The 16427-nt window shown below is 29.0% G+C and carries 17 protein-coding genes; 10 read left to right on the top strand and 7 right to left on the bottom strand.

All coding sequences use genetic code 11. The features are described 5' to 3' along the window. Nucleotides 1–50: 50 nt before the first annotated feature. From L8X30_RS05320 to L8X30_RS05275, 10 genes are read left to right on the top strand one after another with little or no spacing between them, the layout of a single operon-like run. Nucleotides 51–1367, top strand: coding sequence for a S41 family peptidase (locus L8X30_RS05320; RefSeq protein WP_318529506.1), 1317 nt, complete (start codon nucleotides 51–53; stop codon nucleotides 1365–1367). A gap of 1 nt (nucleotide 1368) precedes the next feature. Then, nucleotides 1369–2082, top strand: coding sequence for a phosphoribosylaminoimidazolesuccinocarboxamide synthase (gene purC, locus L8X30_RS05315; protein WP_263663357.1), 714 nt, complete (start codon nucleotides 1369–1371; stop codon nucleotides 2080–2082). Nucleotides 2083–2090: 8 nt separating this feature from the next. Beyond that, nucleotides 2091–2327 carry a phosphoribosylformylglycinamidine synthase subunit PurS gene (gene purS / locus L8X30_RS05310; RefSeq protein WP_263679376.1) on the top strand — a complete coding sequence of 79 codons (237 nt, stop codon included), beginning with the start codon at nucleotides 2091–2093 and terminating at the stop codon, nucleotides 2325–2327. After that, nucleotides 2324–2974, top strand: a complete 651-nt coding sequence (purQ, locus tag L8X30_RS05305) for a phosphoribosylformylglycinamidine synthase subunit PurQ (RefSeq protein WP_263679375.1) — start codon at nucleotides 2324–2326, stop codon at nucleotides 2972–2974. Before purS ends, purQ begins: the two co-directional genes overlap by 4 nt. Continuing rightward, nucleotides 2968–4173, top strand: coding sequence for an SH3 domain-containing protein (locus tag L8X30_RS05300; protein ID WP_263663359.1), 1206 nt, complete (start codon nucleotides 2968–2970; stop codon nucleotides 4171–4173). Before purQ ends, L8X30_RS05300 begins: the two co-directional genes overlap by 7 nt. Continuing rightward, nucleotides 4151–4840, top strand: a complete 690-nt coding sequence (locus L8X30_RS05295; protein WP_263679374.1) for a lysophospholipid acyltransferase family protein — start codon at nucleotides 4151–4153, stop codon at nucleotides 4838–4840. Before L8X30_RS05300 ends, L8X30_RS05295 begins: the two co-directional genes overlap by 23 nt. Next, nucleotides 4837–5205, top strand: coding sequence for a fluoride efflux transporter CrcB (gene crcB, locus L8X30_RS05290; protein WP_039625961.1), 369 nt, complete (start codon nucleotides 4837–4839; stop codon nucleotides 5203–5205). The genes L8X30_RS05295 and crcB overlap by 4 nt, the downstream gene beginning before the upstream one ends. Nucleotides 5206–5216: 11 nt before the next feature. After that, on the top strand, nucleotides 5217–7046 hold the full coding sequence (htpG, locus tag L8X30_RS05285) for a molecular chaperone HtpG (protein ID WP_263679373.1): 1830 nt from the start codon (nucleotides 5217–5219) through the stop codon (nucleotides 7044–7046). Beyond that, a complete protein-coding gene (locus L8X30_RS05280; protein ID WP_263679372.1) occupies nucleotides 7043–7378 on the top strand; it encodes a rhodanese-like domain-containing protein in 336 nt (111 codons plus the stop codon). Before htpG ends, L8X30_RS05280 begins: the two co-directional genes overlap by 4 nt. A gap of 2 nt (nucleotides 7379–7380) precedes the next feature. After that, a complete protein-coding gene (locus tag L8X30_RS05275) occupies nucleotides 7381–7755 on the top strand; it encodes a rhodanese-like domain-containing protein (RefSeq protein ID WP_263679371.1) in 375 nt (124 codons plus the stop codon). Nucleotides 7756–7767: 12 nt separating this feature from the next. On the opposite strand, the gene mog is transcribed toward L8X30_RS05275, so the two are convergent. Genes mog through L8X30_RS05240 form a run of 7 tightly spaced genes read right to left on the bottom strand, consistent with a single transcriptional unit; the run spans nucleotide 7768 to nucleotide 16425 of the window. Next, nucleotides 7768–8295, bottom strand: coding sequence for a molybdopterin adenylyltransferase (mog, locus tag L8X30_RS05270; RefSeq protein ID WP_263679369.1), 528 nt, complete (start codon nucleotides 8293–8295; stop codon nucleotides 7768–7770). Between the two features lie 2 nt (nucleotides 8296–8297). Beyond that, nucleotides 8298–9896 carry an AAA family ATPase gene (locus L8X30_RS05265; protein WP_263679368.1) on the bottom strand — a complete coding sequence of 533 codons (1599 nt, stop codon included), beginning with the start codon at nucleotides 9894–9896 and terminating at the stop codon, nucleotides 8298–8300. After that, nucleotides 9886–11142: a tRNA (N(6)-L-threonylcarbamoyladenosine(37)-C(2))-methylthiotransferase MtaB gene (mtaB, locus tag L8X30_RS05260; protein WP_263679366.1), complete on the bottom strand. Its 1257-nt coding sequence runs from the start codon at nucleotides 11140–11142 to the stop codon at nucleotides 9886–9888. The genes L8X30_RS05265 and mtaB overlap by 11 nt, the downstream gene beginning before the upstream one ends. Beyond that, nucleotides 11139–12668 carry a mechanosensitive ion channel family protein gene (locus L8X30_RS05255; protein ID WP_318529749.1) on the bottom strand — a complete coding sequence of 510 codons (1530 nt, stop codon included), beginning with the start codon at nucleotides 12666–12668 and terminating at the stop codon, nucleotides 11139–11141. The genes mtaB and L8X30_RS05255 overlap by 4 nt, the downstream gene beginning before the upstream one ends. Continuing rightward, complete coding sequence (aroB, locus tag L8X30_RS05250) at nucleotides 12665–13723, bottom strand: 3-dehydroquinate synthase (protein WP_263679365.1); 1059 nt, start codon at nucleotides 13721–13723, stop codon at nucleotides 12665–12667. The genes L8X30_RS05255 and aroB overlap by 4 nt, the downstream gene beginning before the upstream one ends. Before the next feature lie 7 nt (nucleotides 13724–13730). Then, nucleotides 13731–15137 (bottom strand): COG3400 family protein, encoded by a 1407-nt coding sequence (locus L8X30_RS05245; protein ID WP_263679364.1) that lies wholly within the window; start codon nucleotides 15135–15137, stop codon nucleotides 13731–13733. A 37-nt stretch (nucleotides 15138–15174) separates the two neighbouring features. Further along, complete coding sequence (locus tag L8X30_RS05240; protein ID WP_263679362.1) at nucleotides 15175–16425, bottom strand: MFS transporter; 1251 nt, start codon at nucleotides 16423–16425, stop codon at nucleotides 15175–15177. Nucleotides 16426–16427 lie beyond the last annotated feature (2 nt).

Here is a 16427-nt window from a genome sequence, read left to right as displayed (position 1 = left end):
AAAATTAGATAATTATTTTATGAATTCATATTTATTTTGGAGTTTTTCCTTTGAAGACAAAAAGAAATCTTATTATCGCAGCTAGCATTTGCAGTTTAGTAACTGCTTCTTTTATTTTTACTAATTTACAAGCTAAAAACCCCGCTCCTAGTGAAGCAGAAAAGAAAATAGAAGCTTTATCTAAACTCACAAGAACCATGTCCATTATAGAACAATACTATGTTGATGATGTTAATTATACAGATTTGGTTGATAAATCCATAGCAGGCTTACTAACAAATTTAGATGCTCATTCTTCTTTCTTAGATGAAAAAGGTTATAAAGAACTTAAAGAGCAAACTAATGGAGAATTTGGTGGACTTGGCTTTACTATTACGCAAAAAGATGGAGCAATTAGCGTTGTAGCTCCTATAGAAGGAAGTCCAGCAGATAAAGCAGGTATTAAAACTGATGATATTATCTTAAGAATTAATAACGAATCAACTTTAGGTATGACTTTAAATGAAGCTGTTTCTAAAATGCGCGGAGAACCTAAGACAAAGGTCACTCTAACTATCTATAGAAAAGGCGATGCAAAACCATTTGATGTCAATTTAAAAAGAGATATTATAAAAGTAGATAGCGTTTATACAAAATTAATCGAAAATGAAAACTTGCTTTATTTAAGAGTGACTAATTTTGATAAAAATGTCGTAGATGAAGCTAGTAAAGCTATCAAAAAACATCCTAATGTAAAAGGAATTATACTAGATCTTAGAACCAACCCGGGTGGTATTTTAAATCAAGCCGTAGGCTTAGTAAATCTTTTTGTAGATAAAGGAGTCATTGTCTCACAAAAAGGAAAAATAGAAAATGAGAATGTAGAATTTAAAGCAAATCCTAGTAAAAAAATCACCAACGCACCTTTAGTAGTGCTTGTAAATGGTGGTAGCGCTAGTGCAAGTGAGATTGTAAGTGGGGCTTTACAAGATTTCAAACGCGCTATTATCATAGGAGAAAAAACCTTTGGAAAAGGTAGTGTACAGCTTATATTACCTATGGATGAAAAAGGCAAAGAAGGTTTAAGACTTACTATAGCAAAATATTATTTACCAAGTGGTAGAACCATACAAGCTGTCGGGGTTAGTCCTGATATAGAAGTATTCCCAGGAAAAGTAAGTAAAGAAGAAAATCATGGCTTTGAAATCAAAGAAAGCGATCTAAAAAAACACTTACAAGCTGAACTTGATAAAATCGGACATCAAGAAAAGAAAAAAGATAATAAAGAAGATAAAAATATCATCACCAAAGAACAAATTGATAATGATATACAATTAAAAACTGCAATAGATGCAATCAAAATTTTAAACATCACAAAAGGAGAGTAAAATGGCAACAAAACTAGATCTTTTATACGAGGGAAAAGGTAAAAAAATGTTTAAAACTGATGATGAGAATTTACTCATCACGGAATTTAAAGATGATTTAACTGCTTTTAATGCAGAAAAAAGAGGTAATGAAGCGGGAAAAGGTGCGTTAAATTGTAAAATTAGTACTGAAATTTTTCATCTTTTAGAAAAAGAAGGTATTAAAACACACCTAGTAGAAACTATCAGCGATAAAGAACAAATTGTAAAAAAATGCAATATTATACCTATTGAAGTTATTACTAGAAATGTAGCCACAGGATCTTTAACAAAAAGATTGGGCATTAAAGAGGGTACGATTTTACCTTTTGCTGTAGTTGAGTTTTGTTATAAAAATGATGATTTAGGCGATCCTATTATCAATGATGAGCATTGTTTGATTTTAAATTTAGTAAAAAGTGAAAAAGATTTAGAATTAATAAAAAACATTGCAAGACAAATCAATTCTATCTTGGTTAAATTCTTTGAATCTAAAGGTTTAAGATTGATTGATTTTAAATTAGAATTTGGTATTGATGGTGAAGGAAATATGATACTAGCTGATGAAATTAGCCCTGATAGTTGTAGATTTTGGGATAGCAAAACTAATGAAAAATTAGACAAAGACCGCTTCAGACAAGATCTAGGTAATGTAAAAATGGCCTATGAAGAAGTATTAAAAAGAATTTTAAGTTAGGAAAAATAATGAAAGTAACTGTAAATATCACACTAAAAAACGGGGTTTTAGATCCTCAAGGCAAAGCCATAGAAAAGGCTTTGCATTCTTTAGATTTTAATAACATATCAAATGTTAAAACCTCAAAACAAATTAGTTTTGATATAGCTTGTGAGGATAAAGAAGAAGCTTTAAAACATGTTGATTTAATGTGTAAAGAATTGCTTGCAAATACTGTGATAGAAGATTATGAGATAATATTATGAAAGTAGCTATTATTCGTTTTCCCGGAACTAATTGCGAGTTTGATACAGCTTATGCTTTTGAAAAACTAGGTGTAAAAATTGAAATCATTTGGCATGAAAGACAAGATTTTAGTGCTGATTTAATTGTTTTACCAGGTGGATTTTCTTATGGAGATTATTTAAGATGTGCAGCCATTGCAAAACTTGCTCCTGCTATGAAAACACTTAAAGAACATGTACAAAAAGGTGGATATGTCCTAGGTATTTGCAATGGTTTTCAAATTTTATTAGAACTTGGTCTTTTAAAGGGAGCTATGAAACATAATAATAGCTTAAGTTTTATTTCTAAAATGCAAGCATTGCAAGTAGTATCAAACAATAATGCTTTTTTGAAAAATTTCCAAAAAAATGACATTATAGAATTGCCTATTGCTCACGGAGAAGGAAATTATTTTAATAGCGAAGATGGTATTAAAATGCTAGAAGATAAAGATATGATTTTATTAAGATATATCAATAATCCAAATGGCTCCTTAAACGATATAGCTGGAATTTGTGATGAGAATAAAAAAGTTTTTGGACTTATGCCACACCCTGAAAGAATGTGTGATGATATACTTGGCTCAAAAGTAGGACTTAAAATGTTTGAAGGATTTTTAAATTGCTAAAAACCTTCAAAGTTTTTTGTGTTTTTTTGCTAGCGTTTAATTTATATGCTCAAGAAAATAGCGTTTTTGAAGATTATAACACCCTAGAAAAAAACTACAATCAATTAGACGATCAAGCTAAGCAAATTTATCAAACTATCGCTCCAAGTGATGAGAGTAATTATGAAAGTAAAATCAATGATGAAAATTTTATTCCTCAAGGCTCTTTAGTATTAAACGCAAAAGAATACACTGATGAAGCTTACATAGATGAAGCTTTTGCTATAGATCTTGAGGTTATCACCACAACTAATGTAAGTTTTGATTTAAATGTGAGTTTTGAAAAAAATGACGATATGCTTTGGATTAATCCTAATCCTATTTGGGAGCAAAAAGCTAATTCATATCATACAAAATTATGGTTTGAAGCAAAAAGTTTAAATGCCAATTTAAATAAAATCATCGTTTCTTTAAGCAGAAATGATCATATTTTTCAAAGCTCATCACTAATTATAAAACCTATTAGACTTAAAAAAATCGACGCTCCTTCTAACAAATACTCACACATAGTTGCAAGTAATTTAGAAGTAAAACAAGTAAAAGCAAGCCATTTTGACAATGATAATATGATTTTATTTATAGAACTTGCAGGAGAAAACACAAACCTAGCAAGTTTTAATATAAAAGATATTCAAAAACAAGGCGTAGAGGCTATTAAAGGCGATTTTGAAAAACAAAGTGGATTTTATTATGCTATTTTAGATAAAAGCAAAACACGCTTTGATTTTTCTTATTTTAATTTAAATTCTAAAGAATTAAAAGATTTTTCTTTAAAAATAGAACTTAAAGAAGATAGCATTAGCACACAAAGTGATTTAAATCCAAAAACCAATGACTTTAATTTTTACAAACAAGTATTTTTGTGGAGCTTGTGTGGTATTTTTGCTTTATGGTTTGTATTTAAGAAAAGCTATGTAGCTTTAGGCTTAGCAATTTTGGCTCTAATAGCAAGTTTTTTAGCCCAAAATAACATATACAAAGCCATATTAAAAGCTGAAAGTAAAGTGCAAATTTTACCAACTCTTAACTCAACTCATTTTTATTCTGGAAAATATAACCAAGAAGTAGAAGTGTTAGATTCAAGAGATGAATATAAAAAAATTTTATTTAATAATGGAAAAATAGGCTGGGTAAAAAGTGAAGATTTATCAAAGATTTAAAGCTTTAGTATTTTGGATTGAATTTATTTTTTCTATTATATTTTTATGCATTGCCTTTTTATTATTACAATCACAAGAAAAAATTTGGAAAATCAGAAAAGCATGGTCAAAATTGCAAAAATATGTAATAAATTATAAAATCCAAACTCAAGGTTCTATACACCCTCAAGCTAATTTACTTTTAATCAATCATCAAAGCTTGTTAGACATAGTTGTTTTGGAAGATCTATGTCCAAAAAATATATCTTGGATAGCAAAAAAAGAACTTGGTGAACTCCCCGTTTTTAAAACTTTGATTAAAAAACCTAAAATTATTTGTATAGATAGAAGTCCAAAAGGTCTAGTAAAACTTTTAAAAGAAGCCAAAGAAAGACTAAAAGAAGATAGAATTTTGGCTATTTTTCCAGAAGGTACAAGATCTAAAACACAAAAACTTTTAAAATTTAAAGTTGGAGCTAAAATTTTAAGTGAAAAACTTAATCTAAAAGTCCAACCTGTGGTAATTGTTGATTCAGCTAAAATTTTAGACACGCAAAACTTTAGCGCAAAGAGTGGCGTTTTAAAAGTAGTATTTCTTGATCTTGTTGATATAAGTAAAGATGATTGGCTTGAGCAAACTAGAGAAAAAATGCAAACAATCTTAGACAATGAAAGGTCAAAAGCTTGATTAGCACAATTTTGGCTGTAGGTTTTGGTGGCTTTTTAGGGGCTATATCTAGAATGCTTACTAGTAGCTTTTTTAATAAAATCATTCCACATGATTTTCCCTATGGTACTTTACTTGTTAATATCATAGGATCTTTTTTAATGGGCTTGTTTTTTTCTTATGCAAACTCTAAAGGTGTGCATATTTTTACTAAAAGTTTAATTAGCACAGGTTTTTTAAGTGCTTTTACGACTTTTTCAACTTTTTCTTATGAAAATTTGCTATTTTTGCAAAGTGGTGATTATTTTCACTTTTTTCTAAATATTATTTTAAATGTTATCCTTTGTCTTTTGGCAGTATGGATTGGTTTTTTAATTTTTAAATAAAGGAGATATAAATGCAATTTCAAACTGAAGTTAATCAACTTTTACAACTTATGATTCATTCTTTGTATTCAAACAAAGAAATTTTTTTAAGAGAGCTTATTTCTAACGCAAGCGATGCACTTGATAAACTTAGTTATCTAAGCGTGAGTGATGATGCTTATAAAAATTTAAAATTTGAACCAAAAATTCAAATAAACTTCAATCAAGAAGCAAAAACCCTAACCGTAAGTGATAATGGTATAGGTATGAATAAAGAAGATTTGATCAATCACCTTGGAACCATTGCTAAAAGTGGTACAAAAAGCTTTTTAGAAAACTTAAGTGGTGATGCCAAAAAAGACTCACAACTTATAGGACAATTTGGTGTAGGCTTTTACTCTGCTTTTATGGTGGCTTCTAAAATAGAGGTTTTAAGCAAAAAGGCATTAGATGATAAAGCTTATCTTTGGACTTCTGATGCTAGTGGTTATGAAATAGAAGATGCAAACAAAGATGAGCAAGGCACTTGCATAACCTTACATTTAAAAGATGAAGAATTTTTAAACTCATACCGCATTGAAAGTATAGTAGAAAAATACTCAAATCACATACAATTTCCTATTTTTATGGAAAAAGAAGAATATTTGCCATTAGAAGAAGGTGAAAAAGAACCTAAAAAAGAATTAAAAAACACTCAAATTAACACAGCAAGTGCTTTATGGAGACAAAATAAAGCCAGCTTAAAAGCTGAAGATTATGAAAGATTTTATGAACAAAACTTTCATGATTCAAACAAACCTATGCTTTATATCCACACAAAAGCTGAAGGTTCTATAGAGTATAATTCTTTATTCTTTATACCTGCACAAGCTCCATTTGATTTATATAGAGTAGATTATAAAAGTGGTTTAAAACTTTATGTAAAAAGAGTTTTTATCAGCGATGATGATAAAGAATTATTACCAACTTATTTAAGATTTGTGCGCGGGATTATCGATGTAGAAGATTTACCGCTTAATGTAAGCCGTGAAATTTTACAAGAAAATAAAATTTTAAAAAGCGTTCAAGAAGCAAGTGTTAAAAAAATCTTAGCTGAACTTAAAAAATTCAAAGAAAAAGATAAAGAAAACTATCTTAAATTCCATGAGAATTTTGGAAAAGTTTTAAAAGAAGGTTTATATGGTTTTGGCGAAAATAAAGACGCTATAGCTAGGCTTTTATACTTTAAAAACTCAAATAAAGAAGAATTAATTGATCTTGAAGAGTATAAACAAAACCTAGCTGAAGGTCAAAATGAAATTTTTTATATTAGCGGAAAAAATGAAAAACTTTTAAGAAATTCTCCTCTTCTTGAAAGTTATAAACAAAAAAATATCAATGTTTTATTGCTTGATGAGGAAATTGATACCATAGTTATGCCTATGATGAATGAATTTGAAGGTTTAAAATTTAGCGCTATCAATCATCTAGCTAGTGAAGAAACTAGCGAAGAGCAAAAAGCTGAATTTGCAAGCTTGCTCATTAAAATAAAAGAAGTTTTAAAAGATGAAGTTGAAGAGGTAAAACTTAGCCAAAGACTTTCAAATAGTCCAAGCTGTATTGTTTATGATCAAAATAAACCTGATTTTGCTATGCAACAAATTCTTAAACAAATGGGACAAGAACAGCAAGTTAAACCTATACTTGAAATCAATCCTAATCATGAAATTTTAAAAGCCTTAAAAGAAAATGATACCTTAGCTAATGAAATGGCACATATTCTTTTAAATATGGCTAAACTTAGTGAAGGTATGGGTATAGATAACCCTAGCGAATTTAACAATGCCTTAAGCAAAATCGTTTCTAAGGCTTTAGAAAAATGAAAAATATAGCTATTTCTAAAGATATTTTGCACGAATTTTGTATTATAGATGTAAGAACCCCAAGCGAATGGAAAAGCGGAGTTATAAAAGAAGCTATACCCATCGCACTTTGCGATGATAATGGCTTTATGAATGAAAATTTCATCCAAGAGTTTAAAGAAAAAGTAGATTATCAAAATAAAAACATAGCCTTTGTGTGTGCTACAGGCTCAAGAAGCAAACATACTGCTATGATGATAGAAGATGCTCTAGGTATAGAATGCACCAATCTAGATGGTGGCATGGTAGCGCTTTTATCGCAAGGCTATGAAGCTACAAAAAAGGAAGGTTAATTATGAAGAAAATATTTTTATCTTTGACACTTTGTGCTAGTTTTGTTTTAGCAGAAGTCAAAAATATCGATATTAATGCGGATATTTTGGAAAATTATCAAGTAATTGATGTTAGAAAACCTAGTGAATGGGCGCAAACTGGTACAATAAAAAACGCCATTAAAATTAGCTTTTATAATGAAGATGGCAGTGTAAATAAAAATTTCGTTGAGGAAATTAAAAAGATTTCAAGTAATAAACCTATCGCTATAGTTTGTAGAAGTGGTTCAAGAAGCGCTAAAGCTTCTGCTTTACTAGATCAAAATGGCATAGAGGTTACTAATTTAAAAGGCGGTATGAACGCACTTTTATCACAAGGATACGTAACCTCAAAGTAAGTCTAGTTAGACTTACTTTTTCTTTGGCCTAAATACAGAAATTACCTCTTCGTTATTTTCAATATAAGCTCCACCTATTAAATCCACACAATAAGGAATAGCAGGAAATATAGGCTCAATGCATTCTCTTATAGCTTTTGGATTACCCGGTAAGTTAATAATTAATGATCTTCCTTTTATACCCGCACTTTGTCTTGAAAGTATAGCTGTTGGTACATATTCTAAGCTTTTTGCACGCATTAACTCCCCAAAACCTGGTAGCATTTTATCACACACTGCTTGTGTTGCTTCTGGTGTAACATCACGCAAAGCAGGCCCCGTACCCCCTGTAGTAAAAATCAAATCACATTTTATTTCATCAGCCAAATAAGCTAATTTTTCTATAATTAAATCATACTCATCAGGAATTAGCTCATAATAAAAACTTTTTTCATTTTTTATATAAGAATCTAAAATTTTTTCTATCTCTACTCCAGATTTATCTTCATAAACTCCGCTACTTGCCCTATCTGAAAGTACTAAAATTCCTATTTTTACCATTTTTACTCCATTATGATTTTTTCTACATCTTGTTTTTCTATTTTTTCATTTTCTAAAAGAATGCTAGCTAATCTCACAACTTTTTCCTTCATTAACTCTAAAAATTCTTTCACTTCTTGCTTTTGCTCTTGCAATAAACTCTCATTTGCCATAGCAAAAGTTTCCATGAAAGTAAGCAATTCTTTAACCTTTAAAAGATCGCTTTGTGCATTAGTATAGCTTTCATTAAAAATAAGCTCCATAGCAACTGAGCCTGCTAGAAAAACTTTTATTTTATTTAATAATTCTGATTTTGATTTGATAGTATTTTCATACTCTTTAAATCTATCTTCGATTAGGGTAATTTTTTCAAATTTAACATCAAAATAAAAAGCACACAAAGCTTTAGCTGCTTGGTATGTGGCTTGAATTTTTCTTTCCTTATCACTTAGAGAGAAAATCTTTTTTTTACCCATTAAAACCTTATTAAGCACTGCAAAAAAATCATTTTCTTCTATTAAATCTGATTTTCTTCTTATAGCATTAATGGCCGCTTCATTAACTAAAGTCTCTAAAGCTGCTCCACTAAAACCCACACTAGCTTTTGCGATTTTTTCTAAATCTACACTAGATTTTTTTTCTTTCATATAATTTTGTAAAATATGCATTCTATCTTTAAAATCAGGCAAAGATATAAAAATTCTTCTATCAAAACGCCCTGATCTTAATAACGCATTATCCATAAGATCGATTTTATTTGTAGCGGCCATCACTATAACACCACTATTATCTTCAAATCCATCCATTTGAGTTAAAAGTTGATTTAGGGTATTATCTCTTTCTACATTAGAAAAATCCCCCCTACTTTTACCAACTGCGTCAATTTCATCTATAAAAATGATACTTGGAGCTTTTGATTTAGCTTTTAAAAAAAGCTCTCTTACTCTTTTTGCACCCATACCTACATAAATTTCTACAAAACTAGCCCCACTTTGATAAAAAAATGGCACCCCAGCCTCGCCTGCTACTGCTTTTGCTATCAAGGTTTTACCTACTCCAGGAGGCCCTACTAGTAAAACCCCTTTTGGCATTTTCACGCCAAAATCTTTATATTTTTGAGGATTTTTTAAAAAATCAACGATTTCTAAAAGCTCCACCTTGGCCTCATCAACCCCTGCTACATCTTTAAATTTAACTTCACTTACTACATCTTGTATAGTGTTATTTTGTTCATTTTTTTCTAAAATATTTTTTTCTAAAGAAAGTAAATTTTGTCTATCTTTATTTTTTTTATTAAGAAAGAATAAAAAACTTACAAGAAAAGCAAACAAAATAAATATCAAAAAAAACTCACTTAAATTATAATCTTTAGCATATTCTAAAGGAATTTTTTGCCACAAAGCATTTAAATCCACTACATCTTTAGCAATTAAAAAATTTCCTTCTTTGCTTTTTAATAATATTTCATTATTTTCTACTATGGCTTTTTGGATTAAATTTTGCTCTAAAAGCTCTTCATAAGCAGCCTTGCTAATATAATCAGGTTGATTTTTTATAAACGCAACTATTACAAAAACACAAAGCAATAAAAATGAAGCTAAGATAATCTTTTTATTTTTCATCCCCTAACCTTACATAGTTACAATCTTCTTTGCATTCATATTTTTCAATATTTATCCATTGTTTAGCAATATCTTCTTTGCTTGTAATTTTGATTTTATTAAAAAATTGATCATAACCTTCATAAAAACCATCTTTTTTACTCTCAACTAAAATTTCTAAAGTATCTTTTTGATTTTTTCTAAACTCATAATTATTTTGCGCGACTATATCTTTTAAAATATTTAATCTTTCTTTGGCTATTTCACCATTAATTCGTTCACTCATAGAAGCAGAATGTGTTCCATCACGCGGTGAGAAAATAAAAGCATGAATATGTGTAAGTTTAAATTGCTTGAAATTTTCTAAAGCTTCTTGCCATATTAATTCACTTTCTCCAGGGTGTGCTACAATAAAGTCTGTTCCTAAAGCAAAACCTTTTTGACTTAACTCATTAAACAGTGCTAAATCATTTTGCGTGTGTGATCTTCTGCGCATAATACGTAGCATTTTCTCATGAGTGTGCTGCAGGGCAATATGTAAATGCCTTTCAAGCCAAGACTCATCTAAAATTTCTTTAAAACTCTCATCAATTTGAGCAGGCTCCAAACTCCCAAGTCTTACTCTTTTTATGCCACTCACCTTACCTATTTCTTGCAATAATTTTCCAAGTGTAGTTTTATCTTTTAAACCATAACTTCCTATATTAGTACCCGTTAAAACTACTTCACTATAACCATTTTGTGCAAGAAGTTTGATTTGTTTTATTATTTCCTCACTTGGCATACTTCTTGATTTACCCCTAACACTTGGGATTATACAATAGCTACAAGCAAAGTCACATCCTTCTTGAATTTTTACAAAAGCTTTAGTATGATTTTCATAATTACTTACGATTTTTGTATCAATAAAGCGTAAATTTCCAATCTCATAAAAGGCTTTATCTTGCGAGATTAGCTCATTGATTTTATCTTTATTAGAAGCCCCTAAAACTCCAAAAATTTCTTTTTTATCAAAAAAATCCTTTCCCTTGCTTACAGCACCACAGCCTGTAAGTATAACCTTAACTCCATTTTTCTTTACACCATTAATATAGCTTCTAAGCCCGCTATCAGCACCATTTGTAACAGTACAAGAATTTATCACTATCACATCAGCTTCTTGCTCATTTTGTGTAACAATATGATCTTTAATATAAGTTTTTAATAATTGCGTATCATAAATATTAGTTCTACAACCAAAAGTTTTAAAATATACCTTTTTTTTCAAATATCTTCCTTATTTTCTATAAATTCATGTTTTGCCATATATAAATTTTGCGATGGATAAGCTATTTTTATATCATCATGCTTATTAAATTCATTAATGATTTCTTTGCTTATATTACTTCTTAAAATCAAAGCTGCATAAGAATTTGTCATATACCAAGCAGAAATTCTCATGCCATAACCTTCTAAAAATGTAAAAAACCTAGGCTCTACTTTAGGATTTCTAATGCTGTATTCATTTCTTAATTTACTCATAGATTCTTTTGCAATTTTTGTATAACCTTTAGAAGCTTTTATAACGATTTCTTCCACTATTTCTAAAGCCTTTTGATGATTTGAATCAAAAGTCAAAGTAATATCAAGTCCATCCCAAACTGTCTTCATACCATGATGGGTATAATTTGATATGAGATTAGTAAATATAAAATTATTTGGTATAAAAATTATCCTACCACTTCTTCGATTATCTGTATAAGTTAGCAAAGAAATATCTTCATATAAGGTTATTCTTAAAAACGAAATGTCAATTATATCACCGATATAATGTGTATTGTTTTGAAAAACTCTAACTCTATCACCCACTCTAAAACTTCCACCAAAAACTATCACACACCAACCAAGCATAGACATAAACATATCTTTCATAGCAATAGCTAAACCAGCAGAAGCAAAACCAAGCACAGTCACTAAGTAACTAATATTTTCAATATATCCAAAAAGCAAAATCAAAATAATCACATTGATATTAATAAAATTAATGATTTTATTTGCTGTATAAAAGCGATCATTATCGCCTATGTATTTTCTAGCTATAAATTTGAGTAAAAATGCTATGGCTATAACGATAATAATAGCCAAAACTATATTAAAAGCTCTTACACCTTGAATTTTAATAGAAGCTGTTGTTTTTTCAATTTCTTCTTGTATTTTTTTCTCATAAACAGAATAAGAAATTTCTCCAAAACGCAAGGTTTGCGAAAAATCTCTTACCATTTGATTGGATATTTTTAAATACTCATCATGTTCTTTACTAGGGGCCAATTTAGCTATCTCAGCCACTAAAACATTTTCTTTTATAAGCTCATCCAAGGTTTGCTTAAAACTATTTAAAAGATTAATATACTCTTCCTTATCACGTCTTAGTTTTTTTATGTGTGAGTATGCTGAAATGATGGCTAAAGGATTAGTTAGTTTATCTATTTTATCAACTTCTTCAGGAGCTAAAACCATCTTGGAAAAATTTGCACTTTTATACTCACTTAAAAGCTCTAATCTTTCTTTTAAGATTAAAATTTGTCTTTCTATAATGCTTTTATTGCGCTCATTAGCCTTTAAACTTTCTTTTTCTAAAGCTAAAATTTCATTTTGAGTTTTTCTATAAATATTAAAATTATTATATTTAATCACCCAAGTATTGTATGTTAAATTATTATGTAATTCATTGAGTTTTTGCTCTAAATGTTTTATATCATCTTGTGCTAAAAGCATCAAAAAAGGTAAAAATAAAAGTAAAAAAATCTTTTTCATGCAAACACCTCTAAAGTGCGTAAAATATCTTCTTTGTTTATATCATTTTTTATACAAGCTTTTCCCAAACCACAAGCTAAAATGAAATTAATCTTTTGAAAATGTGTCTTTTTATCCAAGAAAAAGGCATTGTAAAACTCTTGTGTATTTGAAATTTTATAAGATATAGGTAATTTAAATTTCACAAGTAAATTTTGCACTCTTTGGCATTCTTTCTCACTTAATAATCCTAAATTTAATGCTAAAATATTTGCCATATTCATACCTACAGCCACAGCTTCACCATGTAAGTATTTTTTATATCCTGTTTGATTTTCTATAACATGAGCAAAAGTGTGTCCATAGTTTAAAAGCATTCTTAAACCACTTTCTTTTTCATCTTGCGAAACCACACTAGCTTTAAGTTCTATGCTTTTTTGAATGATTTGAGCCAAGGTAATATCATCTAATTTAGCATTTAAAAATTTATCCTCGTCTAAATTTTCTAAAAAAGATAAAATTTTCTCATCAAAAACCACAGCCATTTTGATAAATTCAGCCATACCAGCAGCTAGTTCTCTTGAAGGTAAGGTTTTTAAAAACTCACTCTCACAATACACTGCTTTTGGCTGATAAAAAGTGCCTATTAGATTTTTGCCAAATTTATTATTCACTCCAGTTTTACCACCCACACTTGCATCCACACAAGCTAGTAAGGTTGTGGGAATATTGATAAATTCTATCCCTCTTTGATATATACTTGCTACAAAACCACCCATATCAGAGATAACCCCGCCACCAAAACTAATAAGCAAGCTTTTTCTATCTAGCTTATAAGCACACATTTGATCTAAGATATATTCTATAGTTTGTAAATTTTTATACTCTTCGCCATCTTTGATTTTTATGATAAAAAGCTCTTTAGCTTGAATTTTTTCCAAAAGCGTATCTAAATGCAGCTTTGCTACTAATTCATTAGTTAAAATCACTACTTTAGTATCAAAATTTAACTTTTCTAGCTCATTTATATAGACATTATAACTTGTATTATTTTCTAAATTTACCTTAACTTGCATTGTTTTCTCACAGCGATGGTATAAATAATTGATAATTTTTACTCATCTTATAATATATCGTATTTAAATCTGTTTTTAAAATTTTATTGAAATTACTTCCTAAAATTTTTTCATTAAATGGCACAAAATGCAATACATTTTGTTTATAAGAAAATTTATTGATAGGGTTATGTTCTTTTTCTTCTATTAAAAGTAATTTTTCATCATGGAGTTTTGAAAGGCTTTCAAAATATTGATGGTATTCAAAAATTTCAGCTTTATTTAGTTTTAAATCATAATAATACAAAGCAAGCCCTAGTTGGATTTGCTTATTTAAATCAAGCATAATAGAAGCAATACCTTCCACATCTTCAAAGTTTGAGCTTAAAACCACTGATGATTTTAAGTCAGCAAAATCCCCTTTACCTGCTTTTAAAACAGGAATTTTTAAAGTAAAAAGAAAACTTTTTTCTTTTTCAAAAAGATAATCTTCCACTACAAGTAAACCTATGCTAGTATTTTCCACAAAAGGTTTAATGTTTTTTACATTTGTACTTTCATAGTCAAATATCACTTCAGAGCTATTTTTATGCAAGGCTTTAAGTTTATAATACATAGGAGTTAAAGTAGGATTAATCACTTTAAAATAAAGCTTTTTACTATTAATCCTTACATGTAAAAGTAAACTTGCAAAAATAAGCTTTTCTATAGCAAACTCACTCATTTTTTTCATATCTATAATACAAAGTATATTATCACCAAAAGGCGATGGAAAGCGTCCTAAGCTTGTTTTAACATTAGTAAAAACACTTTGTAAAACTTTAGGATCGCCTACGATTAAAATACTATCATTTGGCATTAAAATAAGCCCAGGTCTTGCTAGGATAAATTCATTATTTCTATAAACCATTACAATTTTAAAGCGTTTTTGGCTAATAGAGCTTATATGTCTATAAGCAAAGCTTGATCCTGCAGGAATTTTTACCTCCATTATCTCACCTTGTCCAAGCCCTATAAATTGTGCCATAGAAGGCATATTATCTAAACAACCTGTTAATCTCGTGCTTAAAGTATCATAAATATTAATCACTTCGCAAAAATTATCATCAATTTGACTATTCCACAAATCCATGATAACTATGTTTAATCTTGGGTGTAATTTTCTTAAATTTTTATAACAAGCTAACATATCTGCTTCTTCTTGCATATAGATGATAGCTTGATGGAATTCTTCCTTTAATAAATTTTCTAGTTTAACCAAACTTGTAGGATCAAATTTATAAAAAGATATTTGTTCATTTTCTAAATCCAAATCCACACTTTCATCATTATAATAAACAACACTTAAAAACTCTTTAAAAGTTTTATTGCTATGAATTTTCCTTAAAAAATCTTTAGCAAAAATCCCATCAGCTAGTAATAAAATTTTATTCATTTACACCTCTAAAATATAAAATATAATTATAGCAAAGTTATAGTTTATAATTTAAAGTTTTTAATACTGGTTTTTGCTTTAAAAATACTTTTATCAAAAACATGCTTAACAAACTAGCAATCACTATAAAAATAATATAAATATAAAAATACTTCTCATACATAAAATTAACAACAAAGGGTGTTAAAAAACCTAAAATCGCATAAGAAACATTATAAGCAAAAGAAAGACCACTTGATCTTAACTCTGTAGTAAAAATTTGAGTCATAAAAATAGGAGCAAAAGCTATAATGCCTTGCGCAAAACAAGCAAGCAAATAAAATGATAAAAACCACTCATTATAAAAGCTAAAACTTATGCCAAAAGCTCCAAAAACCACAGTAAAAATCAAGCAAATCCTAAAATGTCCTAAAAAATCCGCTAAATACCCTTGTGCTAAACTTCCTAGTATGATCATCACTATGGCCAAATTTTGATATAACAAAGCAGTAGTTTTACTAACTCCTAATAAGCTTTCAAAATATTGTGGCAGTATCATTAAAGTAGCTACCCCGCTTGTTAAAACCACAGTAAGTAAAGCGCATATTAACATACTTTTTTTATGTGTTTTTAAAGCTTGTAAAAGTGGAAAATTTAAAATTTTTTCTTTTTCTTTTATGTTTTTAAAAGCTGGCGTTTCATTAAGCTTTGTACGCAAAAATAAAGCTAATATGCCAAAAAATCCCCCTATAAAAAAAGGAATTCTCCAAGCAAAGCTTTCTACTTCTTCTTTATCAAAATATGCATATATACTTAAAGTCGCTAAATTTCCAAGTAATAAACCTAAAGTTAAAGTCGCTGAAATAAAACCAAGTGCCAAACCAAGTCTTTTTTTACTTACAAATTCGCTCACAAAAATCCAAGCACCACTCACTTCAGCTCCTATGGCTAGTCCTTGAGCTATCCGTATGATAAAAAGCATAAAAGTAGCTAAAAGTCCTATGCTTTCATAAGTAGGTAAAAAGGCCAAAACAAAACTTGGCACGACCATTAAAAGCATGCTAATATAAAAAACATTCTTACGCCCTTTAATATCTGCAAAATGTGCTAAAACAACAGCACCAAAAGGTCTAGCTAAATATCCTGCTCCAAAGGCTACATAGGTATAGATTAATGGCCAAAAATCATCATTTTGAGGAAAGAAAATTTTTGCAAAAACACTTGCAAAGAAGATAAATAAAACAAAATCATAAAATTCTAAAATACCACCTAAAGAAGCATAGATGGTATTTCTAAAGGCTTTTTGCATTA

This window comes from Campylobacter sp. CNRCH_2015_0338h (genome assembly GCF_025772785.1).
Lineage (GTDB): Bacteria > Campylobacterota > Campylobacteria > Campylobacterales > Campylobacteraceae > Campylobacter_D.
Note: the sequence above shows the minus strand (reverse complement) of the source record. Positions and strands in the feature narration are given on the sequence as shown.

Bases quoted from the DNA above. Each gene is read 5' to 3' on its own strand.
- purC (WP_263663357.1), top strand. From the start codon at position 1,369: ATGGCAACAAAACTAGATCTTTTATACGAGGGAAAAGGTAAAAAAATG.
- purS (WP_263679376.1), top strand. From the start codon at position 2,091: ATGAAAGTAACTGTAAATATCACACTAAAAAACGGGGTTTTAGATCCT.
- purQ (WP_263679375.1), top strand. From the start codon at position 2,324: ATGAAAGTAGCTATTATTCGTTTTCCCGGAACTAATTGCGAGTTTGAT.
- htpG (WP_263679373.1), top strand. From the start codon at position 5,217: ATGCAATTTCAAACTGAAGTTAATCAACTTTTACAACTTATGATTCAT.
- L8X30_RS05280 (WP_263679372.1), top strand. From the start codon at position 7,043: ATGAAAAATATAGCTATTTCTAAAGATATTTTGCACGAATTTTGTATT.
- L8X30_RS05275 (WP_263679371.1), top strand. From the start codon at position 7,381: ATGAAGAAAATATTTTTATCTTTGACACTTTGTGCTAGTTTTGTTTTA.
- mog (WP_263679369.1), bottom strand. From the start codon at position 8,295: ATGGTAAAAATAGGAATTTTAGTACTTTCAGATAGGGCAAGTAGCGGA.
- L8X30_RS05265 (WP_263679368.1), bottom strand. From the start codon at position 9,896: ATGAAAAATAAAAAGATTATCTTAGCTTCATTTTTATTGCTTTGTGTT.
- L8X30_RS05255 (WP_318529749.1), bottom strand. From the start codon at position 12,668: ATGAAAAAGATTTTTTTACTTTTATTTTTACCTTTTTTGATGCTTTTA.
- aroB (WP_263679365.1), bottom strand. From the start codon at position 13,723: ATGCAAGTTAAGGTAAATTTAGAAAATAATACAAGTTATAATGTCTAT.
- L8X30_RS05245 (WP_263679364.1), bottom strand. From the start codon at position 15,137: ATGAATAAAATTTTATTACTAGCTGATGGGATTTTTGCTAAAGATTTT.
- L8X30_RS05240 (WP_263679362.1), bottom strand. From the start codon at position 16,425: ATGCAAAAAGCCTTTAGAAATACCATCTATGCTTCTTTAGGTGGTATT.